The organism is Bacillus sp. MYb78, assembly GCF_002975115.1.
In the GTDB taxonomy this organism is placed as follows: Bacteria; Bacillota; Bacilli; order Bacillales; family Bacillaceae_G; genus Bacillus_A; species Bacillus_A cereus.
Genome location: NZ_PCOB01000025.1, coordinates 1 through 25,028 on the forward strand (window position 1 = coordinate 1; position 25,028 = coordinate 25,028).

Sequence of the window (25,028 nt, forward strand, 5' to 3'; positions counted from 1 at the left end):
ACCTTTGACAACTTTAAACTTTGTTATTTCTCAGTTGACATACTACCGCAGGTCTTTTAACTTTACGTTTATTTCTCTCTTTGTTATATATAATGTACAATAAAACTTTGCTTAAAGACAAGTTTTTTATTTTTTTTAGAAAAAATACTTTGCAACAAGCAAATTTAATTGTACAATGTGTTTAACAAAAGAAAGATAAAGAGAAAAAGACAAACAAAAACTTTGCTATAAGCAAATTCGTTTTCTGTCAATAACTTTGCTGCTAGCAAAGTATAGGGAGGTATATAGTGTGGATAATGAAAAAGACTTATCTGCTCGAGAAGCAAAAAAGGCTTACATGCGAGCCTGGAGAGCGGCTAATAAAGAAAAGGTTAAAGCAACTCAGGAACGATATTGGAAAAAAGTGGCGCAGAAAATGAATATGGAAGAAAGCGAAATTAAGAATGATTACAATCGCAATTGGTATCAGAAAAATAAAGCTAAAAGAAACGATTACATGCGAGATTATTACCAAAAGAAAAAACAAAACTCTTAAGGTAACTGAAAGGAGGCGATAACAAAATGATAGAGGAAAGCACGTTTTCGTTGATGATAGTCGCACTTGTGATTTGTATAGTTCCTTTAGCAGTTTGTTTTTTGGACAAGCCAATTGAAAAGTTTATAAAGGATGATGAGCGAGATGTATAAAAACCTATTTATTCTTCGAAGAGAACATCGTATGACACAAGAGGATGCTGGGAAGTTGGTAAATATATGCCAGCAAACATATTACCTAAAAGAAAAAGGGAAACGTGATTTTACTCTTACGGAAGCAAAATTACTCGCACGACATTTTAAAACAACGGTAGACGACCTATTTGCGAAGTAACTGGAGGGGAATTTAAATGAAAAACGGTAAAAAATTAACCAAGCGTGAAAAGATCCACCTTAAATCATACAAATTGAATCCTGAGAGCTGGTTAATCTTTAAGAAGGTAGATGGCGAATTACATTTAGTTCATCGTCATACGAACTCAATACGAGTCATTCCAAGTGTGTAGGGTGGACAAGCATTATTAAAAATGAGGAGGGGTTTATTTATATGGACCAATTAACACCAATAAACGAACAACCGACATTACCAAGTTTGGAAGTAGCAAAGATGGTAGGGAAGGAACATAAGGAATTATTGCGAGATATCAGAACATACATTAGCTATTTGGATGGTGAAGAGATGAGCGCAAAATTGCGCCCAACTAATTATTTCATTGAAAGTTCGTACAAAGATTCATTGAATCGAAAAAAACTTTGCTATAACATCACGAAAAAAGGCTGCGAATTAATCGCTCATAAAATGACAGGTAAGAAAGGGACATTGTTTTCCGCTTCTTACATAGAACGATTTCACCAAATGGAACAACATATAAAAAAACAAAATGAAATCCCTACTGACCCATTCGGACAAATCGAACTAATTGCAGCAGGAGCAACTAATTTAAACAATCGAGTTAGCAAGTTAGAACATGTTATTGAAGAGCAATTAACTATTGATTTTGGACAGCAACGAGTAATAGAGAAGGCAAAAGGTAGACGTATCTATTTCCTATGGGAACACGGTCATGTTGATAAAGAGGTTCATGGCACTACACGTAAGTTGTTTGGTTTGTTAGGTAAGAATTTAAAAGATGCATTTGATGTGAATAGCTATCGGGATATTTTAAAGAAAGATTTTGATGAGGCGTTAAAGTTTATTGAGGGCTGGAGACCAATGATCTAATTATACAAGAGGAGGACCATTACGTGGGGATGATAACAAACAAAGAAGTGTTTCGAAGTATTGAAAAGAAAGCAAAACAACTTAGTTTAGTTCCTGATCAATTACAGGTGGAGCAATTACAAAGTGTATTTCTTTTTAAAGAATATAAGGGTGAATACATCTGTGTGTATCTGCATGATAATCAAATTCATTTTGTTTCTGAAACATTTGGAAAAGGTAAAATGACCAATCAAGTCGAGTTTTTTAAAGTTTTTGGTGCAGAGTGGAATGAATATCCTTATAAAATGATTGTCTTTAATGCAATTGCTTGGTACAAGCGATGGTTAAAATCGAATTTCAAAGATATGGACGAATTGTATGACCGCAAAAGAAGTTTACAAAAACAGCATGAATGGTTAATGGAGATTATGGAAATAAAACGTGCCAGTGAAAAACTACTTTTCATTAACGAAGTTAACAATGTGTTAAACAGAGTGAAGGAGCAAATTTTAAGTATAGGTAAGCAGGTTATAGATATTATTCATGTTTGGGATTTTAGTGTCGATGAGGTGTGTGCTCTTCTTGGAGGAAATGCAATAGAAGGTCAACGGCTATATAAAGAATATCGAGAAGAAAAAAAACAGCAAGAAACTTTTAAAACATTTATGGAATATGCCTTGCATAGAGGACTGGAATATAGACATCGAAAAGGGCGAATGAAAGGTATATATGATTGCCCATCTTATGAAATGCCTTTCTATTGGGCGGTAAATAACGTGATTTTGGATTTTATAGACAGTTCGCCAAAAGCGAAAGAAAAGATAAGCAATTTCTTTAAAAATGATTTGGGATTAACTATGTATAGAACAGTTGAAGATTTAGAAGGCAATATTTTAGGAGTTATTGAGGATGATGAGAGTAATTAAAAAAGTAACTTGCGCCAACAAGTTACCCTACTGAAATACCCATGAAAAAATACTTAGAAAAATTATAACATACATGTCCAGTTTATGAAAAGAGGGGCATGATTATGCCCCTTAAATATAAGAGGTGCCTATATGAGTAAATTAATCATCAACGAAGAACCATTATTAGTTCTTCCATCGTTAGCAAAGAGTATTGGATTAAATGAAGCTGTCTTTTTACAACAAATACATTATTGGTTAAATCGCTCTAACCATTTTTATGATGAAAGACGTTGGATATATAACAGTGCTGTTGAATGGTCTAAACAATTTCCGTTTTGGAGTGAAAAGACAATTAGACGTATTTTGAAAAATTTAGAAGAAACCAAGATTTTATTGACTGGTAATTACAACAAGATGAAATTCGATAAAACTAAATGGTACACCATTGATTATGATAAATTACGTTCGCTCGAAACGGTAAACGATGTGGACAATTTGACTAGAAGAAGTGGTAAAAGTGACCATGTGCTACCGGACAATTTGACCAGACCAATACCAGAGAATACACAGAGACTATCTACAGAGATTACAGAATATATAGTCGAGATAGTAAACTATCTCAACACTACATGTAATAAAAGTTATCGTACCTCAACTAAGAAAACTCAAACATTAATAAAAGCAAGACTAGCTGAAGGCTATAAAGTTGAACAGTTCAAGAAAGTAATTGACATAAAGAAATCTCATTGGTTTGGAGATGCAAAATGGGATGAATATTTAAGACCAGAAACACTATTTGGAACAAAGTTTGAAAGCTACTTAAATAGCAAACCAAAAACAAAGCAACATTCGGAAATGTCTGCTGAGGAACGGTTGGAACATTTCCAAAAAGAAGCAGAGGAACAAGATGATTTGCCATTCTAGGGGTGTGCTAAATGGGGAGAGAAGAACTTTTTCAAAGAGTGTTCAGTAGTGATCGAGATGTGAGAAACTCAGTCAGTGTAGAGGAATTAATGAAGGCTATGTCACTTGAAGAGGGTGCATGGTGCAAAACTTGTAAAATATTCGTTCCAATGATGCAGTTGCCTATCTACTTATTAAAACATTTAAAAGGTGCAAAAGTACCGGGTGTTAATTCTACAGGGAAAGTGCAACCAGTATGTCCTAAATGCTTAAGGAAACCATCTGCGGAACAAGATGAAATTAGATATCAGGATGTTGTAGAGGCAGCACAAAAGAGAATGCAACGAGGAGAACAAAATCGATATTTAATGCCAACACCAGAAAGATATATCGATGCTACACTTGAGAACTTTGAAATGAGAGCGGGCGTCGAGAAGGCAGTTAAAGGTGCAATATATTTTATTGAAAATATCTCAAAAAAGAAAGAAAAAGGGCTGTTTTTACAAGGTGGATTCGGATCTGGAAAAACAAGAATTTGTTATTCGATTAAACACACTTTAGAGAGTATGGGTCCTAAAGTAATTGTATATAACGTGACACAACTGTTAGATAGGATACGCTCTACATTTAGCAGTGATAAGGAAAGTAAGGCGGAAATTATGGCATTACTCATGAAGTGCGATGTATTAGTCCTAGATGATTTAGGAGCAGAAAAGCCTTCAGAGTTTGCAGCAGAGTTTTTATATACGATTGTAGATTATCGATACAGTACGTGGAGACGAATGATTATTACGAGTAACTGTAGTGATGAGGAACTAAAGGAACGTCTGGGCCATTTACAGGGTGGACGTATTTTAGATCGGTTAAGAGAAGGGTGTTATAAAATTCCAATTACGGCAGGGAGTGCGAGGTAATGGCAAATAATAAGAGCGGAGAAATACTTGATGGTATTAAAGAGTTGCTGTGGAAATTAATAGTTAAAGCGAAAACTGATGAAAGAGTACGGGATTTTTTGGATGATTTTAAAAAAGTGTTAGAAGACAATAAACATTCAGCTAAAGAAGAACTTTCGGTAGCTTTTGCAAGGTTACAAGAAAAACACTTTCCTAACTTTGAAGAAGGAGAATCCAAAAAATGACTAAAGAAAGAGACCAAGTAAAAGCTGGAGTTAACGTTAGAGAAATGTCAGACACTGAATTTATGAAGAAGTATGGAAGGCTTGTTCATCATTGTGTTTGGAAACGATATGCGAAAAAAATGAAGAGTATAGAACATGATACGGGTTTAGATATAGAGGATTTAACTCAATTTGGGATGATAGGTCTTATTAAAGCAAGGGATAATTTTGATCTTGAGTATGGTTGTAAATTTTCAACATATGCTGTTCCTAAAATCATAGGTGAAATTGGCCGAGCCATTCGAGATCATCAAAAGGTGAAAGTGCAACGGAGTGTATACAGTATAAAGGGGAAAATTCTGAGACAAAACCTAGAATATGAAATTCCAGAAGAAATAGCAAGCATCCTAAATGAAGATGTATCCGTAGTAAGCAACGCATTACATTATCAACCAGGTACACAGTCCTTGAATAAAGTTGTACACCAGTCTAACGGGAATGAAGAATTAACCTTGGAAAGCATGCTAGAGGATAAAAAAGCAGAAAACGTTGAGGATGTATCGATTAATAGAATGGTGATACAGGCATTTAAATCTCAATTATCACATAAAGAACACATCGTATTAGATATGAGTCTACAGAACAGGACACAACAAAACATTGCAAATGAAGTAGGGTGTAGCCAAGTTCAAATTAGCCGTATCTTAACAAAAATTAATAAAAATGCTGCTCAGTTTGGTAAAGATGGGGGTCTACAGGATTGAGTGAAACAAAGGGAGTATGTATGGACCACGTGCCTTCTTTTAATGTAATACAATTTGAATTTTATAAGAAATGGGGAGCGGGAAATGAAAAAGAAAATAATTGCAGGTTTAATGTCTGTTATGGCAATAACGGGTTTAGCAGGTTGTAGTACAGAAGCAGATACAGTTTCACAAAATTTATCTAAATCAGCTGATTCGTTTGAGGTTCAACGAAGAGTAGTGTTCTTCAATGGTATAACTGATAAATACCTTTTAAGTATTGAAGGATTATGCGCTTTAGACGCTGGCGATGGGAAGAAGATAACTGTAACTTGCAAGACTGGTGATGGTAAATATAAGAAACATTACCTTGGATTAAGTGATAATGTAAGTTACTTCATTGAACAAACAGATGCTAAATACGAAGATGCATACCATTACAAAGTACTATTTAGACCGGAAGAAATTATTCCAGATATTAAGTTGCAGACAAGCAATAAATAAACTACTTTTATGAGTTTGTATGATGAAGTTTTGAAGAGTAAAACTAAACAAAAGTGCTATTTTAATCGGAATGGCAGGTAATTGACCAAATCACCTGCCAAGTGCCTAAACAGTTCGGAGGGGTAAAGCTCCGTTTTGAAAGAGTGTAGCTGACTCGTAGATAGTATTTGTAATATAAAAAAGATTATTCATATATCACACGGGATATTGAAAGGAGAATGGAAAATGAATACAATCACAATTAAATTTGGCCAAGGTACAGAAGCATGGAAAGATATGCAAGATATTGCGAAAATGTTACAAGAGAAAGGGTATTCCGTTGAACCGTATGAAGAAATTGGAACTGTAAAACTGACTAAGAAAATCAATGACGAATTAGTGGATAAGAAACAGCAATTCAATTGTGACATTTGCTTTTTAAATAAGGATATTGAAGAAAAGTCTATTTATCAATTTGATGAGTCGGGTGACATTGTAGCGTGTAAAGAGTGTGAGAAACAGGCATTTGAATAGTCGAAAAGCCAAACAAAATAGATATTTGAATAGAAAGGGAGAACGAAATGAAAACATTCAATATTACCTTTACTCAAATGAAAATGTATGAAGCAGTTGTTGAAGCGGAAACAATGGAAAAAGCAGTTGAAAAAGTTCGTAATTGCCATGTACAAGAGGAAGATTTAATTGAGAAGGATATAACGATTAATGACTTGCGTGAGGTGCTAGTCAAAGAACAACAGTTCGAATGAATGGGATGCTAAAATCACGTAAGAAAAGGCTTGTTTTTAATTGAGAATACAATAAGTCTAGGAAGTGCTAAAACCGCTCATTCAGGCTGTAAATAGCGTTTAATAAGATTCGATTAAAACAATAGAGAGAAGGAAGTGTTGATGTAGCTAACTTAAAGAAAAAGAAGATAAAAAAAGCCATTGACCGTCGCGCAAGAGCAATGGATAAGGAGAGAGTTACAAATGCATGGAGAAATATTTTTGTGCAAGCTGGCATCTTAAAATAAGTGAGGTGGCACACATAATGTTAGAGTGGCTAAAGGATTATCAAAAATTAGAAGATGAAATCATTTATTTGGAAAATGACTTATATAGAAGTAAACGAGAATTAAAACGCTGGGCTGGTGGTGATTTGTGGGAAGTACGTTTAACAGCTGAATCAGAAGGAGCGAAACTAGAAGATCGTATTGCTACTCGTGAACATGAATTAGCTTTAAAAATGAATGACATGTTTGATTTCAAAAAGGTAATTAGTACATTCCATGGTTTGGAACACAAGATCATGTATGGTAAGTATGTGGAGGGCAAAACATTGGAAAAGCTTGCTGAAGAGTTACATTATAGTCCGCGCTATATCTATAATAAACACGCGCAAATAAAGCGTATGATTGAATATGCTCAGAAGTTAAGTTAACAAAATGTTAAGTTCACTTCAGTTCATGTTAACTATTGCAAAAAGAGTTTATAGTAATAACATAAAGAATTGATGAAAGGGCAACTGGTGCACGGTTGCTCTTTTTTATTTAGGAAACCAAAACCATGTAAGAATGATAAAAACAAAGAGAATAAGTAGTATTTTTAAGAATTTCATAACAGCCTCCTTTTAAACTATATAAGAAATGGAATCATTTACAGGAATCATTGTAGACAGTAATGAATAGTTATAAACGTAGAATATAAGGGGAGGAACTATAATTCATGTTAAATGAAGAATTATTAGAAGCACTAATGAAATATCGAAGGTTTAACGGGAAAAATCCTGATATCCTACAAGTAAATCCAAAACATTTCAGAAATCTACTGGAAGAATTAAATTATCCAGAGTGGCTTATTAAAAAGAAAGAAGCAGAAACAGGAACGAAAAAAAGCTTATTAGGAATAGCAGTTGAGCTAACAGATACAGTAGAAAAATTCAAACTATAAAAAGCATCCAAAACGGGTGCTTTTTATTATGCAAAAAATTACATAGGTGGTGTAGAGATGAGTCTTATATTTCATAATGGAGATTTAAATAAGTTGGCAAGAGATACTTCACATGACAGTATCATTTTAAAAGTTGGTGAACAAGAGATTGTAACTTTGAAAAGTAATGGAGATATCTATGTCAAAGGTAGGCTTATTGAAAACGATAAAGAGGTTGTAGATGGTATGAGTGAGTTCTTGAGGTTATCTAGGTAAAGATAAGCGCAAACGTGTTGCATTTAAAAAGGATGGTGTTAAGTAAATGAGTCCAGATGAGATATATGTAAAGCAAATGGATGCGTGGATTAAAGAACAAGAGGCTAGAAGAGAACAGATTGTAGTAACAATTAAAACTAGCTCTGAGATTGTGGAACAAAACAAGATACAGTTGCAATGGTTAGATAAAGGTTTGGGTCTTGCTAAAGAAGAGTTCGAGACTTGGAAGAAAGAAAATAATTATAAGGAGTGTGAATCTAATTGATTACTGAAACAAGAAAAACAATATCAGGTACAGAGTATTGGGATAATGAAAAGAAGAAGAGTCTATTTGTTCCTACAGGTGAAGAACCAGGATTTGAAGTAACTGTTAATCCTGAGAGTATGATTGCTGATAAAGGATTTGTAACAGGAGGGTATTTGACTAAAGATACGTTGGCAATTGGTGAAGCAGGTACAGACCTTATCTTGAGTAATAAGACAATAAAAGAGTTACGTGAGTATGCTGATGAGCTAGGCATTGAGATTCCAGCTGATGTTAAAAAGAAAGAAGATATCATTGACTTACTATCATGAAATACTGTGACTTCAATGGCTGCCATAACAAGATAAGCAAAGGACGTTACTGCGGGGAACATAAGCGTAACAAGCCAAGGAAGAAGAAAGATAAGAAGAACATCTACCATCATGATAACAAATCATTCTATCGAACTGATGCATGGAAGTTTGTCAGGTCAAAGGTATATGAAAGAGAGAAGGGATGTTGTCAACGATGTGGACAGTTTGTCTTTGGTAGGCGTGCTCATGTTCATCACGTAATCCCAATCAAAGAAGACCAAACTCTTAAATTAGAAGAAAATAACTTAAGGTTACTTTGTCCAGTTTGTCATACAATCGAAGAAAATGAAGATAAACCGAAAAAAGTTTTTCCGAGTTATTTTGGAAGCCCCCCTATCAAAAGTTAAAAATTCCTCTCTGGGGAGGATAGGTAGCGTAGGGGGCACACAAATAGTTGCACCATTTTAAAAAATAAAGGGGGGTGTGAACATGGCTCGAATGTCGAAAAAGAAAAAGATTGAAATGTTAGATGTAGCAAGGGATGAAGAACGAAATAGAATCATAAAATTATTGACTGAAGATGACAATTTCACACCTTCCTTAGAACCATTAATTGATAATTATTTAGATGCTTTTATCATTTATAAAACGATGTTTGAAGAATGGAAAGCCGATGGTTTTGCTCCTACAAAAACGCATAAAAACAAGGCTGGTGCAGTAAATGAAATGAAACATCCGCTCGCTCAACAAGTTGAAACCTGGAATGATAAGAAGAATAAAATGTTAGAAGCTCTAGGGATGACGAATAAGGGAAAAAGTGTACAAAAGACACCTAAAAATGCAGGGAATATTCAATCTAATGAGCCTAAAGACGAATTAGCAGCTCATCGGAATAAATGGCGGAAAACCCAATGATTATTACATCAGGCGTTAACTATGCTGATAAGTATGCGAATAACGTCATGCGTAATAAAAAGAAGTACCCGAAGTCGATCATTCTTGCTGTAGAACGTTATAAGAAGTGGAAAAAGCGTAAAGATATTTGGTTTGATGTAGATCGAGCGAATGAAATGTTAGATTTCGTTCAATCGTTCATCCGTCATGTTAAAGGACCACTTGCAGGTCAATTGATGGAATTAGAGCTTTGGGAAATGTTTGTTTTTGCGAATATGTATGGTTGGTATCATAAAAACGAAAAAGGAAAAACAGTCCGTGTTATTCGTGAATCATATGTTCAAGTGCCAAAGAAGAACGGAAAAACTATTATCGCAGCAGGTGCATTGCTCTATGCTATGTATGGAGAACTTGAACTTGGAGCGGATTGTTATTGTGCGGCATCAGATTATGAACAAGCGCAAAATGCAGCTGAACCAATTGCACAAGCGATAGAGAACTCCGAACCTCTGGCACGGCATACACAAATTTATAAAGGTGTGAATGGAACAGTTAGTGGTGCTATGTACCGATATAGCATCAATGGAATTGCATATCAAAATAAATTCAAAGTATTAACGAAAAACACGAAGGGTCTTGAAGGAAAGAACCCTTATTTTGTGTTAAATGACGAGCTCCATGCACAGGAAAATATGGACATGTATGATAACTTGAAGTCAGCGCAGATTTCTCGTGAACAACCGATAATGCTTAATATTTCAACAGCTGGTAAGGGTGCTTCATCTGTCGGTATGCGTGTTTATAAGTATGCGAAATTTGTTTTGGAAAATGACGATGACGATTCTTTGTTTGTTGCAATCTGGGAGCCAAATAAAAATTATGATTGGGAAGATCGTAAAGTTTGGGAAATGGTTAACCCGAATATTGGTGTTTCCGTTACAATGGAAACACTTGAAATTGAGTTCAAAAAGGCGAAACAGTCGGCACATTCAAAAGCTGAGTTCCTTTCCAAACATTTAAATGTTTTCGTAAATGGTGCTGATAATTATTTTGAGCATGATCAAGTACAACATGTTCTTGTGGAAGATTTAGGTGATCTTACAGGTGAAATTTGTTATTTAGGATTAGACTTATCTAAAACAACAGACTTAACGTGCGTGAGTTTAAACTTCCCTTCACATGATGAGGAAGGAAGGTCGATTATAAAAGTGAAACAGATGTATTTCCTTCCTAATGAAAATATTGATTTTAAAGAAAAAGAGGATAACGTTCCATATACAGATATGGTTGAACGTGGTTTTGCTACGTTTTGTGATGGGAAAATGATTGACCAGGATCAAGTTATGGAATATATCGTTGAATGTATGGATTTGTACGATGTACAACAAATAAACTATGATCCAGCAATGTCCCAAAAGTTAATAGAGAAGCTTGAAAACCTCGGTTTAGAATGCATTGCAGTAAATCAGTATCCAAACGTTATGAATGCAATGCTTGACGATTCAGAAATACTAATTTATGAAAAGCGTTTAATTACAGACAATCCTTTATTTGTTTATTGCGCTCTTAATGTTGTAGTGGTAACAAATATGAACGGAATGAAAGCACCAAGTAAGAGACAGTCCAAAAAGAAGATTGATGGATTTGTGGCTTTTTTAGTTGCTCACAAAGAAACGATGATGGTTATGGATAGCATAACAGAGGAAGGTATGGATGAATTGATTGGTGATATTTATCGATAGAGAGGCGGTGAAAAATTGGGTTTAAGGGATAGGTTTTCAAATTACTTATTTAAAAAGGCTGAAAAGCGTGGTTATCTTGATGATGTTTTAGGAAAGAGTATTCGTTATGGTGGTGTGTATGTTACAGATTCAAACATCTTACAATCTAGCGATGTTTACGAGTTGTTACAAGACATCAGTAATCAAATGGTATTGGCTGATATTGTTGTGGAAGATGAATTTGGGAATGAAACTAAAGATGATATTGCACTTCGTATTTTAAAGAATCCGAATGATTATCTTACACAATCTGAATTCATTAAATTAATGACGAATACTTATTTACTCGAGGGAGAAACGTTCCCTATATTAAATGGTGCTCAAATACATTTAGCTTCAAATGTATTTACAGAGTTAGATGATAATTTAGTAGAGCATTTTAATATTGGTGGTCACGAAATTCCTCCGTTTATGATTCGTCATGTGAAAAATATTGGCGCAGATCATTTAAGAGGAAAAGGCCTTCTTGATTTGGGAAGAGATACACTTGAGGGCGTTATGTCAGCTGAGAAAACTTTAACTGAAAAATATAAAAAGGGTGGACTATTAGCATTCTTGTTAAATTTAGATGCCCATATCAATCCACAGAATGGTGCGCAGTCAAAATTAATCAATGCAATTTTAGATCAACTGGAATCAATCGATGAAGCAAGGTCTGTAAAAATGATTCCTCTTGGAAAAGGGTATTCAATAGACACACTTAAAAGCCCGTTAGACGACGAAAAGACCCTAGCATACCTAAATGTATATAAAAAAGATTTAGGTAAGTATTTAGGCATAAATGTGGATACATACACAGAGCTAATCAAAGAAGATATTGAGAAAGCAATGATGTATATCCATAACAAGGCAGTTAGACCAATAATGAAAAATTTTGAAGACCATTTGAGTCTTCTTTTTTATGGTCAAAATTCGGGGAAACGAATTAAGTTTAAGATAAATATTCTTGATTTTGTCACTTATAGCAACAAGACAAATATCGGTTACAACCTTGTGCGTACAGCTATTACTTCACCTGATAATGTTGCCGATATGCTTGGGTTCCCTAAACAAAATACAAAGGAATCACAATCTATTTATATTTCAAATGATATAACCGAAATCGGTAAGAAAGAAGCGGCCGATGGTTCAGTGGAAGGAGGTGACTAAACGTGAAGGGAGATACAATTCATGTTAGTTGTGGAGACATGGATATTAGAATTCATAAGAAAAGTCCTACAATGTTCGATGTGGTAGTTGGAAATTGTAGGACTGGAAATGGCATTTTGATGTGTTCAGTAGAACAAGAGAAGCCTCCCTATTTGTTTTATAAAATTGTTAATCTACGGGTTTATTCAAAAGAGAAATTAGCCATTGGTTCTCCGAATATATTGCTTCAATTGTTATGCTGTAGTCTTGACAACCAGGAAAAGAATAACTTTTGAAACGGATTAAATACTTTGTTTTAGAAATCTGTGAAATGGATTGAAATTTGGCGCGATTTTCAATGTCAATTTCGTCAATAAACGCTAACGTTTTGTGAGCAAACTCAAAATTTTCTTTAAAATCTTTTTCTGTTTGGATAGATAAAATCATTGGGATCACCTCCTTACTCATCAAATGATAGCAGAAAAACTATTTCTAGGAATGAAAGGATGTGAAAATGATGAAAATTGAGGTCCGAGGGAATCAAGTCATACTTGATGGTTACGTAAATGTTGTGGACAGGGAAAGTAGAATGTTGCCTTCACCAAGGGGATATTTCAAAGAGAAAATTGTTCCTAAGACATTTGAAAAAGCGTTAAAGAAAGCAAAGAATGTGGACTTGCTTTTTAATCACAACAAAAATAGAAAGCTTGGTTCTATTGAAAATGGCAATCTGGAATTGTACGAAGACAATATTGGTTTAAGAGCCATCGCTACAGTTACAGATGAACAAATAATTGAGAAAGCAAGGAATAAAGAATTGCGTGGTTGGTCATTTGGCTTTGTTTCTGAAAAAGATTCCTGGGAAGAAGGCGAATCTGGTGTTCAAAAACGATCTATTGAAGAATTAGAACTCTTAGAAGTTTCTATTTTAGATATGACACCAGCCTATGTTGCTACTTCCATTGAAACCAGGGGCGAAAATACAGCCATGATTGAAATGAGAAGTGAAGAAGCAGCTGTAAAAACAGTTGTGGAAGATGATACAGAAGAAAGAAATAATCTTATTAAACAAATAAAAAAAGTTTTGGAGGAAAATTAACATGAATTTAAAAGAAATCTTAAACGCATCTTTAACAAGAACGAAATCTCGATTAGCAGAATTACAAGGGAAAGTAGAAAAAAATGAAGTTCGTTCAGAAGAATTAGCAGCAATTAAAGCTGAAGTAGAAGAATTAACAAAGGAAGTACAAACTATCACTGATGAGTTAGCAAAATTAGAAGCGGAAGAAAAAGGAGAAGATCCGGACAAAAAGAAAGATGAAGATCCAGATAAAAAAGAAGACCCAGCAGCAAAAGAAAATCCGAATGAAAAAACGGAACTGTCAGAAGAACAACGTTCAGCTATTTCAGCATCTATCGCAGCAGCTCTTTCTACTAAAGGTCATCGTGCAAACAAAGAAACAGAAATTCGTTCCGTATTTGCTAACTACATTGTTGGTAATATTGATGAAAAGGAAGCCCGTGCATTAGGGTTAGTGACTGGTAATGGTTCTGTTACGATTCCAGATTTCTTGAGTAAAGAAATTATTACGTATGCTCAAGAAGAAAACTTCTTACGTCGATTAGGAACAGGAGTAAAAACAAAAGAAAATATTAAGTATCCTGTTTTAGTTAAAAAGGCAGAAGCACAAGGTCATAAAAATGAGCGAACAAATAATGAAATGCCAGAAACGGATATCGAGTTCGATGAAATCGAATTATCACCAACGGAATTTGATGCACTGGCTACAGTGACGAAAAAATTATTAGCACGTACAGGTTTACCGATTGAACAAATTGTTATGGATGAGCTGAAAAAAGCTTATGTTCGTAAAGAAACGCAATATATGGTGAATGGCGATGAAGCGAATAATATAAATGATGGTGCATTGGCAAAGAAAGCCGTTGAATTTAAAACGGATGAAAAAAATCTCTATGATGCATTAGTAAAAATGAAAAATACACCGGTTAAAGAAATTCGTAAAAAAGCAAGATGGGTGTTAAATACAGCAGCACTAACAAAAATTGAAACAATGAAAACGGATGATGGTTTCCCATTACTTCGTCCATTTAATCAAGCAGAGGGCGGCATTGGTTATACATTATTAGGCTTCCCTGTTGAGGAAGAAGATGCAATTGATATCCCTGATTCACCAGATACACCAGTATTCTATTTCGGTGATTTCTCTAAGTTCTATATTCAAGATGTTATTGGATCACTAGAAGTACAAAAGTTAGTTGAGTTATTCTCACGTACAAACCGTGTAGGCTTCCGTATCTGGAACTTACTAGATGCTCAATTAATTCATTCTCCATTTGAAGTTCCAGTTTATAAGTATGTTTTAAAAGCTTCTACTGGGGCTTAATATGGATGATTTAATTGAGAAATTAAAATCTCATATTCATTGGGAAGAGGGTATGGATGATTCTATGCTCTCTTTTTATATTAAGCAAGGTCAACGATATGTAAAAAAAGCATGTGGAAGAGAAGTGGAATACCTGGTCATTATGTGTGCAGGTATTTTTTATGAATATCGTGTAGCTGAAAAAGAATTAGAACAAGCCTTGGATGCTTTGACACCATTCTTTGTCCAGGAGGTTTATGATGCCGAAGAGGAAGACGAATAAACTCAAATGGATGGGTGATTTACTCAAATTAGGAGAGACGATTGATCCAGTAACAGACCGTGTTGTGATGGGATATCCATTAGAACGGAAAATTCGATATAACAACATTGGAGTTACGGCCACTGATAAATTCACAACAAAAGATACGAATGAAATTGTAAAGAAAATTGAAGTTCGTATTGATCGTGACATTGAAAACAATCAAAAGAATTATCGCGTAAAAGTTGGTGGCCGTATTTATAACATTGAACGCATTTATGTAAAAGAAGAAGACCGATTGATGGAGGTGTCACTATCGTATGCAAATTAATTTTGAACAGTTGCGAAGTCTTATGAAGAAATCTGGTATTCCAGTTTCTCGTGATAGTGCTCCTACAGGGGGAGATTACCCTTATATTGTGTATGAATTTGTGAATGAGCAACATAAGAGGGCTTCTAATAAGGTTCTAAAAGATATGCCACTTTATCAAATTGCAGTTATCACAAATGGAACTGAAAAAGATTATGAACCATTAAAGGCTGTTTTTAATGAAGTAGGCGTGTCTTATTCTCAGTTTGATGGAATGGGTTATGACGAGAATGACGACACTATCACGCAGTTTATAACGTATGTGAGGTGTATCCAGTAATGGCTTCAAATAACAATGGCTTTGCTGAAGCTTTAGAAGATATCAATACGCTATTACGGGTGAATAAAAAAGTAAGTTTGGATGTGTTAGATGAAGCAGCCAAGTATTTTGCAGCAGAATTAAAAAAGCGTATTAAAATGTCGGATAAGAACAAGCGAGTACATTTAAAAAATAGCTTGAAAGTCGTTGTAAAGAATGATCATGTATCTGTGGAATTCGAAGATGCAGCATGGTATTGGTATCTAGCTGAACATGGCCATAAAAAAGCGAATGGAAAAGGTCGAGTGAAAGGTCTACATTTTTCTCAGAATACCTTTGATGCAGAAGGTGACAAAATTGCTGATATTATGGCACAAAAAATAATGGATAGAATGTGAGGATGAGACACATGACAATTGAAAATAAAGAAATTCAATATTCCGTAGGGATTGAAGATTTATATCTGTGCTTGATGAAGGGAAATGAAACTTCTAGTGCACTACCAACTTATGAGGATATTGTTTATAGACAAACGAATATTTCTGATTTAACGATTTCCACTACTTCTACTAATTTTACAAAGTGGGCATCTAACAAAAAAATTATTAACATTGTCAAAAATACAGCGTTTGGATTAGCTTTTAACCTTGCTGGTCTAAATCGTGAAGTAAAAGATAAAATCTTTGCAAAAACACGTAAAAAAGGTGTGTCTTTTGAAACAGCGAAGGCGAAGGCGTATCCAAAGTTCGCAGTAGGGGTTGTATTCCCTTTAAATGATGGAACAAAAATATTACGTTGGTACCCAAAATGTACAGTTGCTCCAGTAGAGGAATCTTGGAAAACACAAGGTGATGAAATGACTGTGGATGACATTGCTTACACAATTACAGCAGATCCATTGTTATTTAATGATGTAACACAAGCTGAATTGGATACTGGTGATCCAGAGGCAAAAGAAATTAAAGCTGAAGATTTCCTAAAACAAGTAATTTGTGATGAATCTCAACTAGCGCAGCTAGGTGGAACGACTCAAACAGGTAAATAAGGAGGGTAATTATGGCACGTTTAAGTGATTTAGTAAATGTAAATATAACTAGAAATAGCATTAAGATACAAGGTGTCTCAATCCCTGTTATTTTTACTTTTGAATCTTTTCCTTATGTGGAAGAAGCATTTGGAACACCTTATCATGAATTTGAAAAAGAAATGAATGATATGTTAGCTAAAGGTCAATTTAGCCTGGGAGAAAATGAAGCGAAATTGATGCGTGCATTAATTTATGCGATGGTACGTAGTGGTGGTACGGAATGTACATTAGATGAAATTAAAGGTGCCATTCCTATGAATGATTTACCTGACATCTTCATCGTTGTATACGAGATCTTCAGTGGCCAAACTTTCCAGAATTCTGATATGGAGAAGCTGAAGCAAGAAAAAAAGTAAAAAACATACTGACTAAAAACGAGGAATCTCAGTCCGAATTGGACTGGGATTTTTATTTTTATGTCGGTAATACGTTGCTTGGTTTAAGTATGGATGACTTCTGGAAAATCACACCTGCACATTTTTTAAAGCAATTCATCATGCATCTCAGATACAACAATCCGGATGCATTACATGAGCAGACACCAAAACAAATCTACACGCTAGATCAAACACCATTCCTATAAGAAATGAGGTGAGAAAATGCCAGGGAATAGTAAAGAAAGGAATGTCGTCCTTAATTTTAAAATGGATGGTCAGGTTCAGTATGCAAATACATTGAAACAAATCAATATGGTTATGAATAATGCAGCGAAAGAATATAAAAATCATATTGCAGCAATGGGCCAAGATGCGACGATGACTGATAAACTTCTTGCTGAAAAGAAGAAGCTTGAAATTCAAATGGAAGCAGCCAAGAAACGTACAGCTATGTTGCGTTCTGAATATCAAGCGATGTCCAAGGACACAAGTACAACCGCTGAACAACTCAATAAAATGTACGGTAAATTGCTAGATGCAGAACGTGCTGAAACTTCTCTTGATAATGCAATGAAAAGAGTGAATGAAGGCCTTTCCGAGCAAGCGATTGAAGCGAGGGAAGCACGCGGAACTTTACTGGATTTACAAGAGAATTCTAAGAAACTTGAAGCTGGACAGAAGCGTTTGACAAGCTCATTCAAACTTCAAAATGCTGAACTAGGTCAAAATGCTAGTGAAGCGGATAAATTGGAATTAGCGCAGAAACAACTACGTCAGCAAATGGAAATGACGGATAGGGTTGTTCACAACTTAGAACAACAATTAAGTGCCGCAAAGCGTGTGTATGGTGAGAATTCTACTGAAGTGCAGCAACTTGAAGCTAAATTAAACCAAGCAAAAACGACGTTAAAGCAATTCGAAAACTCCTTACAGAGTGTTGGGCGAAGTGGTTCACAAGCGGCGGATGGTATGGCGGAAATCAGTAAGAAACTTGATATGAACAATTTAATGGAAGCCGCTGAAGTTCTACAAGGAATATCTGAAAAGTTAATTGAAATGGGAAAGTCGATTGTAAATACAGCAATAGAGTTTGATGGATCACAGAGGAAAATTCAAGCTTCATTAGGATTGACTGGAAAAGGTGCCGAAAACCTTCAAAAGATTGCTGTTGATACTTGGAAAAAAGGTTTTGGTGAAAATCTTGAAGAGGTAGACAATGCACTTATAAAAGTCTATCAAAACATGAGAGATGTTCCATATGATGAGCTCCAAATGGCATCGGAGGATGTTTTAACATTAGCAAAAATTTACGATGTAGACTTAAATGAAGCCACTCGAGGTGCAGGGCAGTTAATGAGTCAATTTGGTTTATCTACACAAGAAACATTTGATTTACTTGCTGCCGGTGCTCAAGAAGGTCTTAATTATTCAGATGAGTTATTTGATAACCTCTCTGAATATGCACCTTTATTCAAACAAGGTGGTTTTAGTGCTCAAGAAATGTTTACGATTTTAGCAAATGGAACAAAAAGTGGTTCGTATAACTTAGACTATATCAATGACCTGGTGAAAGAATTTGGTATCCGTGTACAAGATGGTTCGAAAGGTGTATCAGAAGGATTCGGCGATTTATCTGAAGAGACACAAAAAGTATGGAAGTCATTCAATGAAGGTAAGGGAACTGCAGCGGATGTTTTTAATGTTGTGTTAGGTGATCTTCAAAAGATGGATGACAAAGTAAAAGCAAACCAGATTGGTGTTGCTTTATTTGGCGTGAAATGGGAAGACATGGGCGCTGAAGCTGTACTTAGTTTAAATAATGTACATGGTGGTCTTGGTGATGTAACTGGACGTATGGATGAAATGAAGAAACTTCAGGAAGAATCTTTGGGGCAGCAATTTCAAAAAGCACTAAGAGAAACACAGGCTGCGTTAGAGCCACTTGGAAAGAAATTTGCAGAATTAGCGAAAGATATTTTACCTCCAATTGTTGATGGAGTTAAAGCTGTAATGGATTGGTTTAGTAAATTGTCCGAAGCCGATCAAACGCTTTTAATCGTGATGGGTGCATTGAGTGCGGCGTTTATTATTCTAACTCCAATTGTAGCAGCTCTAGCTGTTTCATTTGGTGCATTGAATCTGGCGTTTTTACCTGTAATAGCTACCATCGCAGCAGTTTCCTTGGTGATAACTGGTATTATCATGTTAATAAAAAACTGGGGTGCCATAACAGATTGGCTTTCTGAAAAATGGTCACAATTTAAAGATTGGTTTGGTGAATTGTGGTCAGGTATAGTTCAGGCATGCAGTGATGGTTGGTCTGCCACAGTTGATTACTTTTCTGGAGCCTGGTCAGATTTTTTAAATATGGTAAATGAGTTCTTTGAACCTATAGGTCAATTTTTCACTGATTTATGGACGGGTATTGTTGAAACGGCAACTTCTATTTGGGATCAATTAAAGACAGCTTGGCAAGAAACTTGGAATACTATTGTTACGGTTTTAGATCCAATTATTTCTTTGATTTCTACAGTTCTTGAGGCTGGATGGTTATTAATACAAGCTGGAGCACAAATCGCTTGGGCGGCCATATCTCAATATATTATTCAACCAATTCAAGAAGCGTATGATTGGGTGAGTAAACAAATTGGTGAATTGGTTGATTGGTTAGGTACACAATGGGAAATTGCAAAAGCTGTGGCGCAAGTTGCGTGGGGATTATTTAAGCAATATATCGTTCAGCCAGTCCAAGAAGCTTGGAGTACAACAAAAGAAAAATTCAGTGATTTGATTTCTTGGTTAAGTTCACAGTGGGAAACAGCGAAATCTTATACACTTTCAGCGTGGAATCTAATAAAACAATATGTCATTCAGCCTGTTCAGGAATTGTGGAATGCAACGAAAGAAAAATTGAATGATTTAGCGAATTGGATACTAGGTAACTGGGCCAAAATCCAATCTTATACACTTACGGCATGGAATCTAGTTTATAAATATATCATTGATCCTGTTATTTCAGCTTATAATTCTGCAAAAGAGAAATTTAATGATATGTACAACACAGCACGGGAAAAATTTGATTCAGTCAAAAATGCAGCTCAAGAAAAGTTTGATGCAGCAAAGAGGTTTATCATTGACCCGATAAAAGATGCGGTGGATAAAGTGAAGGGATTCATTGATAAAATCAAAGGATTTTTCAGTGATTTGAAATTAAAGATTCCGAAACCGGAAATGCCTAAAATGCCGCATTTTAGTTTAGAAACTAGCACGAAAAACATTTTAGGGAAAGACATTACGTATCCATCTGGCATTGGTGTACAATGGCGTGCAAAAGGCGGTATTTTTACTAGACCTACAATTTTCGGTATGAGTAATGGTCAGTTACAAGGTGCAGGAGAAGCTGGAAATGAAGCGGTTTTACCGTTGAATAAAAAAACATTAGGCGCGATTGGTGAAGGGATTGCAGCAACGATGTCTACTGAACCAACTGTAATTAATATTTATAATCCTTCAGTAAGGGAGGATCGTGATATCGACCGCATGGTCGGAAAAATAGATGATGCACTGGCTCAAAAAGGACGTAATTCAAAAATAGGAATAGGGAGGACGACTTAATTGTTGGATATAGGAATCGATAATGAATTAGCAAGCAGTTACGGATTAGGTTTAGTAGGTCGTCCAGTGATTCCAACCGCAAAACAAAAGGTAGAACATATAGAAATACCAGGACGACATGGTTCACTTACAAAGAAAGGGACATATGAAAATGTCCCTTTTAAGGTGAAATTTAATATGTTGGAAAGGGAAAATATTAAACCTTTCATAAGACGTGCAAAACCTTGGTTATTACAAGGGAAAACACTTTTTTTCACAGATGACGATGTACATCGGAAGATTAAGCATGTTGAAATGGGAGACATCACAACTGAAATTGAGGAGCATGGTGAATTTGAGGTGGATTTCACACTAGATCCCTTTGAATATACAGAGGATGTAAATCTAAAGCTCACCAAACCTGGTGTAATTTATAATTCAGGTACAATTGAATCTGATCCTAAGTTTTGGATTGTGGGAAACGGTAATTTCCGTATAACAATCAATGACGTCTCTTTTCAAATAAAAGATGTGAATGGTTCTGTTGTCATAGACTCAGAAATACTTGAAGCATATACCGATACCATATCAATGAATAATAAAATGGGTGGGCAGTTCCCTATATTCAACGTAGGAGAAAATACAATAGAGTGGTCAGGTGCAATTCAATTTATGGAAATTCGACCTAGGTGGAGATATAAATGATTACTTTGTATAAACCAAATGAAACTGATTTTACACACAATGGTATAGGGGCTTTAGATAAAAATATTTATAACGCAACTGTTGAGGAAGAACTCAATGGTTTATTTTTATTTTCATTTAGTTATCCATTGTTTGCGCCGCATGGTCTGGAAATAGAGGGAATGAGCATTATTAAAGTTCCAACTCCTGATGGCGAACAACTATTTCGAGTGGCAGCGCCTAAAGTCAGTATGGGTGAGATTACAGCACAATGTTATCACATTTTTTATGACTTAACTGAAAATCTAATTGAAGACATTTTTGCTGAAGCAACAAATGGTAATGGAGCAATGAATCGTATGTCAGCAGGATGCCAATATAAGCATCCTTTTCAGTTTTATTCAGATGTACCAAAGATAGCCAGTGCACGTATTGTCCGTAAAAATCCTGTGGAAGCATTATTGGATTCTAGTCAAGACAATTCATTTGTTAATCGTTGGGGTGGCGAATTAAAACGAGATAATTTTGATGTGAAGATGCTACAAAATCGTGGTATGGATCGCGGGGTAGTTATTCGTCATAAGAAAGATTTATTAGGATATGAAGGTAATGTGGATTGGAAAAGTCCCATAACTAGAATCATGCCACAAGGTTTTGATGGGTTATTTCTTCCTGAAAAGTATGTGGATAGCCCACTTATAAATAAGTATCCTCATCCTAAAATTAAAGTGGTTGAATTTAAACATATTAAAGCAGCTATTGGTGAAAATGCTGACGATGAAGATGCAGTTCCGTTAGAAGAAGCATATAGGTTATTACGCCAGGCAGCTAAGGATATGTTTGCTATTCAAAAGGTTGATCAGCCTAAAGCAAGTTATAACGTTAAGTTTCAGGAGTTATCACAAACGGAAGAGTATAAGGATTATAAGCATTTACAGAGTGTTTATATGGCAGATACAGTTACGGTTGAGCATCAAGAAGATGGTATTAATATAAAGGCGAAGGTAATTGCTTATAAATATGATCCAATAAAAAAAGAGTATCTGGATATAACCATTGGTAACTTCAAAGAATCCTTTACGGACGTTTCCGGTAGGGTTGATCTGGTACAAGAAGAGTTATCCAATATGCCAAGTTCTATTTTGGATGCAGCAAAAGCAAATGCTACAAGTCTTATTAATTCAGGATTCGGAGGACATGTTCGTTTTTATCCAGATCGTGTTTTAATTATGGACACGAAAGATGAAAAGAGTGCGAAAAAGGTTTGGCAATGGAACTTGAATGGATTAGGGTATTCTTCCACAGGTGTGAATGGCCCATATGGAACTGCTATTACAAGTGATGGAAGAATTGTTGCGGATTTTATTACTGCAGGTACGTTGAGTGGAAATCTGGTGCAAGGCGGAGAAATAACAGGTTCGACTTTGAAAACATCTAATTCGGCTAATTTTGTAAATATCTCTAAACAATTTATTCGTCTTTATGAATCCTCGAAAGTAAGAGCCTTTATTGGGTATTACAAAAATAGTAGGGGTGAAATACAGCCCACTTTTATTCTAGGTGGTGACTCGGATCAAACAGGTGCAAACGGCGCTATCATGTTGTATCAATTTTCAGATGCAAGTGTTAAGTCTGGTGGAATTGGAATTACAAAAGGACTTGAGGGCAATGGATACTTGAATGCAGCTTCTTTATATTTTTCGCAAACAGGGAATGCCATGCTTGATGCTGACAAAACGATTGTTTTAAATGCGCAAAGTGATATGAGATTTAAAGTCAAAGATCAGTTCCGTTTTTATCGCAATGAAAGTTGGATTGCGAGTATCGGGGTTTCATCTGGAGGAGATACAGATATCATACTTCCAAATGCGATGATACGAAATTCAGGTTACGAAAACGGTTATATTCAAATCAAGACAGCTCTTGGATCCTATTATCAAGGAGTAATTGCTTCGGACTTCAAAGTTTCTTCGAAAGAAACATATAAAACCAATATCCGACCTGTTACATCCAGTTTACTTGAAAAGGTAATGGGATGGGAGATTAAACAGTACAATTTGAAAACCGATATTCCAAAACTTTATGAAATGCGTATGAATTGTAAAGAAGGAGAGCCGACAATTACTACAGAGGCAATTCCTACACATTATGGTTTAGTTATTCCAAAAGAATCAGAGGAAAATGGTGTAGGCTTATACGGAATGCTTTCACAATTAACAAGTGCATTTCAAGAGCATGTAACTAAAACTACGGCTAAATTCGAAGAAGTAGAACCGATAAAGCCTAAAGGGAATATAAAACACAGGAACAAAGTAAAACGCCAAAGAAGACCGCCTAGACGCGTGAAAAGGAATAGTTAGAGAGAGGTGTAGTCATGCGAAATGAGGAAATTATTATAGATTTAGCAGATCCTGTGTTTACCAAAACAATTCGTTCGAGGCAAAATGATAAAAACGGATTGAAGATTACTGTAAATGTAAGAGAAAAGGGGCAACTTGTTGATTTAACAGGGTATGCAGTGAAGTACGAAGCGATTAATCAAGTCGGACTGTTCGTCCGGGATGATGCCCAAATAGTTGATGCAAAGAATGGCGTATTTTCATACACATTGTCCTCGCAAGCTGTTTCCACATCGGATGATTGGACAGCTTATTTTGTTATGGAAAAAAGTACAGAACGAATGAGTACACCAGACATTCGGATTACATTAAGACGGGATGTAAAAGAAGGAAACATTAAAATAGAAAACTATATTTCAGAGTTCGATAAGCTCAAGAAACAGATAGATGCTTTGCAACAAGCGGTTGATAAAATGGATGTTGTAAAGCGATCAGGGGGGATAATGACTGGTTATCTAACAATGAGACCAACGCCCGGTTCCAATATCGGAGTTGGATTCAATAGTGAGGATAAGTTATTAGATATCGGTCTTGTAGGAGCCTCGGATGGTCAATTCTATTTAAAAGACTGGAAAAATAATAAAGTGTTGCTTGATAAATCACCTACTGGGGTATTCAATGTTTTTGCTGATAATCTTCTAAAAAAAGCTGGCGACATCATAAATGGATTACTGGAATTTAAGAGCGATAATGCAATTGTATTAGGTAGTCGCTCTTATAAGACAGTAATTCACAAAGGGGCGCAGGGAGAGCTGATTTTTGCTCCATCCACAGTTTCTCAAGGGGATACTTGGGATTGGTCTAAAAGAGTAGAATTTCGAACTGATGGGACAATTAGACAAGCAAATGATACAGGTTGGATTAACCTTCCTACAACTGGGGTAGAGAATGTTCCTGATAGAATTTTGAAGTACAAGAGAAGTGGGGAACAAATATCTGTCATTGGATCAGTTAAATATCTAGCAAATACAACAGTATTTGCAACCCTTCCCGCTGGATTTCGCCCTGTACAAAGTATTGCTTTCCCAGCACTTGCATATGGCAATGGACCAACAGTTTGTGAAGTTACAGTTAAAAGTGATGGTGGAATTTTCTTGAATGGTGTTCAAAATGGAAATGTCATTCATATTGCGATGAGCTTTTTAATTTAGCTATTAC

At 35.5% G+C, this 25,028-nt stretch carries 37 protein-coding genes; 36 read left to right on the forward strand and 1 reads right to left on the reverse strand.

Features of this window, described 5'->3' with window-relative positions; translation table 11 throughout:
* Positions 1–289: 289 nt before the first annotated feature.
* The 23 genes from CQ064_RS28360 to CQ064_RS28460 all read left to right on the forward strand — a co-directional run bounded on the left by CQ064_RS28360 (position 290) and on the right by CQ064_RS28460 (position 12,475).
* Positions 290–535, forward strand: coding sequence for a hypothetical protein (locus CQ064_RS28360; protein WP_000368215.1), 246 nt, complete (start codon positions 290–292; stop codon positions 533–535).
* A gap of 26 nt (positions 536–561) precedes the next feature.
* Positions 562–687 carry a hypothetical protein gene (locus CQ064_RS34225; RefSeq protein ID WP_000568869.1) on the forward strand — a complete coding sequence of 42 codons (126 nt, stop codon included), beginning with the start codon at positions 562–564 and terminating at the stop codon, positions 685–687.
* Complete coding sequence (locus CQ064_RS28365; protein ID WP_000277642.1) at positions 680–868, forward strand: helix-turn-helix transcriptional regulator; 189 nt, start codon at positions 680–682, stop codon at positions 866–868. Before CQ064_RS34225 ends, CQ064_RS28365 begins: the two co-directional genes overlap by 8 nt.
* Positions 869–884: 16 nt before the next feature.
* On the forward strand, positions 885–1,040 hold the full coding sequence (locus CQ064_RS34470; protein WP_000788368.1) for a DUF6906 family protein: 156 nt from the start codon (positions 885–887) through the stop codon (positions 1,038–1,040).
* A 41-nt stretch (positions 1,041–1,081) separates the two neighbouring features.
* A complete protein-coding gene (locus CQ064_RS28370; protein WP_000372558.1) occupies positions 1,082–1,756 on the forward strand; it encodes a Rha family transcriptional regulator in 675 nt (224 codons plus the stop codon).
* A 29-nt stretch (positions 1,757–1,785) separates the two neighbouring features.
* The gene (locus CQ064_RS28375) at positions 1,786–2,661 is read left to right on the forward strand and encodes a hypothetical protein (protein ID WP_153596480.1); all 876 of its coding nucleotides are present in this window, start codon (positions 1,786–1,788) and stop codon (positions 2,659–2,661) included.
* Between the two features lie 132 nt (positions 2,662–2,793).
* The gene (locus tag CQ064_RS28380; RefSeq protein WP_000040038.1) at positions 2,794–3,567 is read left to right on the forward strand and encodes a conserved phage C-terminal domain-containing protein; all 774 of its coding nucleotides are present in this window, start codon (positions 2,794–2,796) and stop codon (positions 3,565–3,567) included.
* 11 nt (positions 3,568–3,578) lie between these two features.
* A complete protein-coding gene (locus CQ064_RS28385; RefSeq protein ID WP_000532218.1) occupies positions 3,579–4,460 on the forward strand; it encodes an ATP-binding protein in 882 nt (293 codons plus the stop codon).
* The gene (locus CQ064_RS28390; RefSeq protein ID WP_000002743.1) at positions 4,460–4,684 is read left to right on the forward strand and encodes a hypothetical protein; all 225 of its coding nucleotides are present in this window, start codon (positions 4,460–4,462) and stop codon (positions 4,682–4,684) included. The genes CQ064_RS28385 and CQ064_RS28390 overlap by 1 nt, the downstream gene beginning before the upstream one ends.
* The gene (locus CQ064_RS28395; protein ID WP_000159772.1) at positions 4,681–5,427 is read left to right on the forward strand and encodes a sigma-70 family RNA polymerase sigma factor; all 747 of its coding nucleotides are present in this window, start codon (positions 4,681–4,683) and stop codon (positions 5,425–5,427) included. Before CQ064_RS28390 ends, CQ064_RS28395 begins: the two co-directional genes overlap by 4 nt.
* 84 nt (positions 5,428–5,511) lie before the next feature.
* Entirely contained in the window at positions 5,512–5,910 is a 399-nt protein-coding gene (locus tag CQ064_RS28400) for a beta-sandwich lipoprotein (protein ID WP_000726820.1), read from the forward strand.
* A 225-nt stretch (positions 5,911–6,135) separates the two neighbouring features.
* The gene (locus CQ064_RS28405) at positions 6,136–6,423 is read left to right on the forward strand and encodes a DUF8088 domain-containing protein (protein WP_001092478.1); all 288 of its coding nucleotides are present in this window, start codon (positions 6,136–6,138) and stop codon (positions 6,421–6,423) included.
* Between the two features lie 47 nt (positions 6,424–6,470).
* Positions 6,471–6,656: a hypothetical protein gene (locus CQ064_RS28410; protein WP_000847100.1), complete on the forward strand. Its 186-nt coding sequence runs from the start codon at positions 6,471–6,473 to the stop codon at positions 6,654–6,656.
* Positions 6,657–6,823: 167 nt separating this feature from the next.
* On the forward strand, positions 6,824–6,922 hold the full coding sequence (locus tag CQ064_RS28415) for a DUF3983 domain-containing protein (RefSeq protein ID WP_102981940.1): 99 nt from the start codon (positions 6,824–6,826) through the stop codon (positions 6,920–6,922).
* 17 nt (positions 6,923–6,939) lie between these two features.
* Complete coding sequence (locus CQ064_RS28420) at positions 6,940–7,329, forward strand: hypothetical protein (protein ID WP_000895343.1); 390 nt, start codon at positions 6,940–6,942, stop codon at positions 7,327–7,329.
* Positions 7,330–7,613: 284 nt separating this feature from the next.
* Positions 7,614–7,838, forward strand: coding sequence for a hypothetical protein (locus tag CQ064_RS28425; protein ID WP_000930965.1), 225 nt, complete (start codon positions 7,614–7,616; stop codon positions 7,836–7,838).
* Positions 7,839–7,895: 57 nt separating this feature from the next.
* Positions 7,896–8,093 (forward strand): hypothetical protein, encoded by a 198-nt coding sequence (locus CQ064_RS28430; RefSeq protein WP_000052395.1) that lies wholly within the window; start codon positions 7,896–7,898, stop codon positions 8,091–8,093.
* Positions 8,094–8,139: 46 nt separating this feature from the next.
* Positions 8,140–8,358, forward strand: a complete 219-nt coding sequence (locus CQ064_RS28435) for a hypothetical protein (protein ID WP_000074276.1) — start codon at positions 8,140–8,142, stop codon at positions 8,356–8,358.
* Positions 8,355–8,669, forward strand: coding sequence for a Rho termination factor N-terminal domain-containing protein (locus CQ064_RS28440; RefSeq protein ID WP_000627440.1), 315 nt, complete (start codon positions 8,355–8,357; stop codon positions 8,667–8,669). The genes CQ064_RS28435 and CQ064_RS28440 overlap by 4 nt, the downstream gene beginning before the upstream one ends.
* The gene (locus tag CQ064_RS28445) at positions 8,666–9,058 is read left to right on the forward strand and encodes an HNH endonuclease (protein WP_000872554.1); all 393 of its coding nucleotides are present in this window, start codon (positions 8,666–8,668) and stop codon (positions 9,056–9,058) included. The genes CQ064_RS28440 and CQ064_RS28445 overlap by 4 nt, the downstream gene beginning before the upstream one ends.
* 82 nt (positions 9,059–9,140) lie before the next feature.
* The gene (locus CQ064_RS28450; protein WP_000113444.1) at positions 9,141–9,566 is read left to right on the forward strand and encodes a P27 family phage terminase small subunit; all 426 of its coding nucleotides are present in this window, start codon (positions 9,141–9,143) and stop codon (positions 9,564–9,566) included.
* Positions 9,563–11,287, forward strand: coding sequence for a terminase large subunit (locus CQ064_RS28455; protein WP_000587611.1), 1,725 nt, complete (start codon positions 9,563–9,565; stop codon positions 11,285–11,287). The genes CQ064_RS28450 and CQ064_RS28455 overlap by 4 nt, the downstream gene beginning before the upstream one ends.
* Before the next feature lie 15 nt (positions 11,288–11,302).
* A complete protein-coding gene (locus tag CQ064_RS28460; protein WP_000524246.1) occupies positions 11,303–12,475 on the forward strand; it encodes a phage portal protein in 1,173 nt (390 codons plus the stop codon).
* Positions 12,476–12,643: 168 nt separating this feature from the next.
* On the opposite strand, the gene CQ064_RS28470 is transcribed toward CQ064_RS28460, so the two are convergent.
* Complete coding sequence (locus CQ064_RS28470; RefSeq protein ID WP_000603760.1) at positions 12,644–12,901, reverse strand: hypothetical protein; 258 nt, start codon at positions 12,899–12,901, stop codon at positions 12,644–12,646.
* Between the two features lie 70 nt (positions 12,902–12,971).
* Here CQ064_RS28470 and CQ064_RS28475 point away from each other — a divergent pair, with 70 nt between their 5' ends.
* From CQ064_RS28475 to CQ064_RS28535, 13 genes are read left to right on the forward strand one after another with little or no spacing between them, the layout of a single operon-like run.
* The gene (locus CQ064_RS28475) at positions 12,972–13,553 is read left to right on the forward strand and encodes an HK97 family phage prohead protease (protein WP_000687903.1); all 582 of its coding nucleotides are present in this window, start codon (positions 12,972–12,974) and stop codon (positions 13,551–13,553) included.
* Between the two features lies 1 nt (position 13,554).
* A complete protein-coding gene (locus CQ064_RS28480; protein ID WP_001049344.1) occupies positions 13,555–14,859 on the forward strand; it encodes a phage major capsid protein in 1,305 nt (434 codons plus the stop codon).
* A 1-nt stretch (position 14,860) separates the two neighbouring features.
* Positions 14,861–15,121, forward strand: a complete 261-nt coding sequence (locus tag CQ064_RS28485; protein ID WP_000342229.1) for a head-tail connector protein — start codon at positions 14,861–14,863, stop codon at positions 15,119–15,121.
* The gene (locus CQ064_RS28490; protein ID WP_001126092.1) at positions 15,099–15,431 is read left to right on the forward strand and encodes a hypothetical protein; all 333 of its coding nucleotides are present in this window, start codon (positions 15,099–15,101) and stop codon (positions 15,429–15,431) included. The genes CQ064_RS28485 and CQ064_RS28490 overlap by 23 nt, the downstream gene beginning before the upstream one ends.
* Positions 15,421–15,750: a hypothetical protein gene (locus CQ064_RS28495; protein ID WP_001166633.1), complete on the forward strand. Its 330-nt coding sequence runs from the start codon at positions 15,421–15,423 to the stop codon at positions 15,748–15,750. Before CQ064_RS28490 ends, CQ064_RS28495 begins: the two co-directional genes overlap by 11 nt.
* Positions 15,750–16,127, forward strand: a complete 378-nt coding sequence (locus CQ064_RS28500; protein ID WP_000157921.1) for an HK97 gp10 family phage protein — start codon at positions 15,750–15,752, stop codon at positions 16,125–16,127. The genes CQ064_RS28495 and CQ064_RS28500 overlap by 1 nt, the downstream gene beginning before the upstream one ends.
* A gap of 11 nt (positions 16,128–16,138) precedes the next feature.
* Complete coding sequence (locus CQ064_RS28505) at positions 16,139–16,774, forward strand: major tail protein (protein WP_000151366.1); 636 nt, start codon at positions 16,139–16,141, stop codon at positions 16,772–16,774.
* 11 nt (positions 16,775–16,785) lie between these two features.
* A complete protein-coding gene (locus CQ064_RS28510) occupies positions 16,786–17,172 on the forward strand; it encodes a hypothetical protein (RefSeq protein ID WP_000113340.1) in 387 nt (128 codons plus the stop codon).
* 38 nt (positions 17,173–17,210) lie between these two features.
* Positions 17,211–17,399 (forward strand): hypothetical protein, encoded by a 189-nt coding sequence (locus CQ064_RS33945; protein ID WP_015406517.1) that lies wholly within the window; start codon positions 17,211–17,213, stop codon positions 17,397–17,399.
* A gap of 16 nt (positions 17,400–17,415) precedes the next feature.
* Complete coding sequence (locus tag CQ064_RS28520; protein ID WP_001119327.1) at positions 17,416–20,808, forward strand: phage tail tape measure protein; 3,393 nt, start codon at positions 17,416–17,418, stop codon at positions 20,806–20,808.
* Complete coding sequence (locus CQ064_RS28525) at positions 20,809–21,492, forward strand: phage tail domain-containing protein (protein ID WP_105559720.1); 684 nt, start codon at positions 20,809–20,811, stop codon at positions 21,490–21,492.
* Complete coding sequence (locus CQ064_RS28530; RefSeq protein WP_000631942.1) at positions 21,489–23,831, forward strand: phage tail spike protein; 2,343 nt, start codon at positions 21,489–21,491, stop codon at positions 23,829–23,831. Before CQ064_RS28525 ends, CQ064_RS28530 begins: the two co-directional genes overlap by 4 nt.
* Before the next feature lie 14 nt (positions 23,832–23,845).
* Positions 23,846–25,021, forward strand: coding sequence for a BppU family phage baseplate upper protein (locus tag CQ064_RS28535; protein ID WP_001243323.1), 1,176 nt, complete (start codon positions 23,846–23,848; stop codon positions 25,019–25,021).
* Positions 25,022–25,028: the final 7 nt, after the last annotated feature.

Excerpts from the sequence above, each read along its gene's own strand:
- CQ064_RS34225 (WP_000568869.1), top strand. The coding sequence starts at position 562 with ATGATAGAGGAAAGCACGTTTTCGTTGATGATAGTCGCACTTGTGATT.
- CQ064_RS28365 (WP_000277642.1), top strand. The coding sequence starts at position 680 with ATGTATAAAAACCTATTTATTCTTCGAAGAGAACATCGTATGACACAA.
- CQ064_RS34470 (WP_000788368.1), top strand. The coding sequence starts at position 885 with ATGAAAAACGGTAAAAAATTAACCAAGCGTGAAAAGATCCACCTTAAA.
- CQ064_RS28370 (WP_000372558.1), top strand. The coding sequence starts at position 1,082 with ATGGACCAATTAACACCAATAAACGAACAACCGACATTACCAAGTTTG.
- CQ064_RS28375 (WP_153596480.1), top strand. The coding sequence starts at position 1,786 with ATGATAACAAACAAAGAAGTGTTTCGAAGTATTGAAAAGAAAGCAAAA.
- CQ064_RS28380 (WP_000040038.1), top strand. The coding sequence starts at position 2,794 with ATGAGTAAATTAATCATCAACGAAGAACCATTATTAGTTCTTCCATCG.
- CQ064_RS28385 (WP_000532218.1), top strand. The coding sequence starts at position 3,579 with ATGGGGAGAGAAGAACTTTTTCAAAGAGTGTTCAGTAGTGATCGAGAT.
- CQ064_RS28390 (WP_000002743.1), top strand. The coding sequence starts at position 4,460 with ATGGCAAATAATAAGAGCGGAGAAATACTTGATGGTATTAAAGAGTTG.
- CQ064_RS28395 (WP_000159772.1), top strand. The coding sequence starts at position 4,681 with ATGACTAAAGAAAGAGACCAAGTAAAAGCTGGAGTTAACGTTAGAGAA.
- CQ064_RS28400 (WP_000726820.1), top strand. The coding sequence starts at position 5,512 with ATGAAAAAGAAAATAATTGCAGGTTTAATGTCTGTTATGGCAATAACG.
- CQ064_RS28405 (WP_001092478.1), top strand. The coding sequence starts at position 6,136 with ATGAATACAATCACAATTAAATTTGGCCAAGGTACAGAAGCATGGAAA.
- CQ064_RS28410 (WP_000847100.1), top strand. The coding sequence starts at position 6,471 with ATGAAAACATTCAATATTACCTTTACTCAAATGAAAATGTATGAAGCA.
- CQ064_RS28420 (WP_000895343.1), top strand. The coding sequence starts at position 6,940 with ATGTTAGAGTGGCTAAAGGATTATCAAAAATTAGAAGATGAAATCATT.
- CQ064_RS28425 (WP_000930965.1), top strand. The coding sequence starts at position 7,614 with ATGTTAAATGAAGAATTATTAGAAGCACTAATGAAATATCGAAGGTTT.
- CQ064_RS28430 (WP_000052395.1), top strand. The coding sequence starts at position 7,896 with ATGAGTCTTATATTTCATAATGGAGATTTAAATAAGTTGGCAAGAGAT.
- CQ064_RS28435 (WP_000074276.1), top strand. The coding sequence starts at position 8,140 with ATGAGTCCAGATGAGATATATGTAAAGCAAATGGATGCGTGGATTAAA.
- CQ064_RS28445 (WP_000872554.1), top strand. The coding sequence starts at position 8,666 with ATGAAATACTGTGACTTCAATGGCTGCCATAACAAGATAAGCAAAGGA.
- CQ064_RS28450 (WP_000113444.1), top strand. The coding sequence starts at position 9,141 with ATGGCTCGAATGTCGAAAAAGAAAAAGATTGAAATGTTAGATGTAGCA.
- CQ064_RS28455 (WP_000587611.1), top strand. The coding sequence starts at position 9,563 with ATGATTATTACATCAGGCGTTAACTATGCTGATAAGTATGCGAATAAC.
- CQ064_RS28470 (WP_000603760.1), bottom strand. The coding sequence starts at position 12,901 with ATGATTTTATCTATCCAAACAGAAAAAGATTTTAAAGAAAATTTTGAG.
- CQ064_RS28475 (WP_000687903.1), top strand. The coding sequence starts at position 12,972 with ATGAAAATTGAGGTCCGAGGGAATCAAGTCATACTTGATGGTTACGTA.
- CQ064_RS28480 (WP_001049344.1), top strand. The coding sequence starts at position 13,555 with ATGAATTTAAAAGAAATCTTAAACGCATCTTTAACAAGAACGAAATCT.
- CQ064_RS28485 (WP_000342229.1), top strand. The coding sequence starts at position 14,861 with ATGGATGATTTAATTGAGAAATTAAAATCTCATATTCATTGGGAAGAG.
- CQ064_RS28490 (WP_001126092.1), top strand. The coding sequence starts at position 15,099 with ATGCCGAAGAGGAAGACGAATAAACTCAAATGGATGGGTGATTTACTC.
- CQ064_RS28495 (WP_001166633.1), top strand. The coding sequence starts at position 15,421 with ATGCAAATTAATTTTGAACAGTTGCGAAGTCTTATGAAGAAATCTGGT.
- CQ064_RS28500 (WP_000157921.1), top strand. The coding sequence starts at position 15,750 with ATGGCTTCAAATAACAATGGCTTTGCTGAAGCTTTAGAAGATATCAAT.
- CQ064_RS28505 (WP_000151366.1), top strand. The coding sequence starts at position 16,139 with ATGACAATTGAAAATAAAGAAATTCAATATTCCGTAGGGATTGAAGAT.
- CQ064_RS28510 (WP_000113340.1), top strand. The coding sequence starts at position 16,786 with ATGGCACGTTTAAGTGATTTAGTAAATGTAAATATAACTAGAAATAGC.
- CQ064_RS28520 (WP_001119327.1), top strand. The coding sequence starts at position 17,416 with ATGCCAGGGAATAGTAAAGAAAGGAATGTCGTCCTTAATTTTAAAATG.
- CQ064_RS28530 (WP_000631942.1), top strand. The coding sequence starts at position 21,489 with ATGATTACTTTGTATAAACCAAATGAAACTGATTTTACACACAATGGT.
- CQ064_RS28535 (WP_001243323.1), top strand. The coding sequence starts at position 23,846 with ATGCGAAATGAGGAAATTATTATAGATTTAGCAGATCCTGTGTTTACC.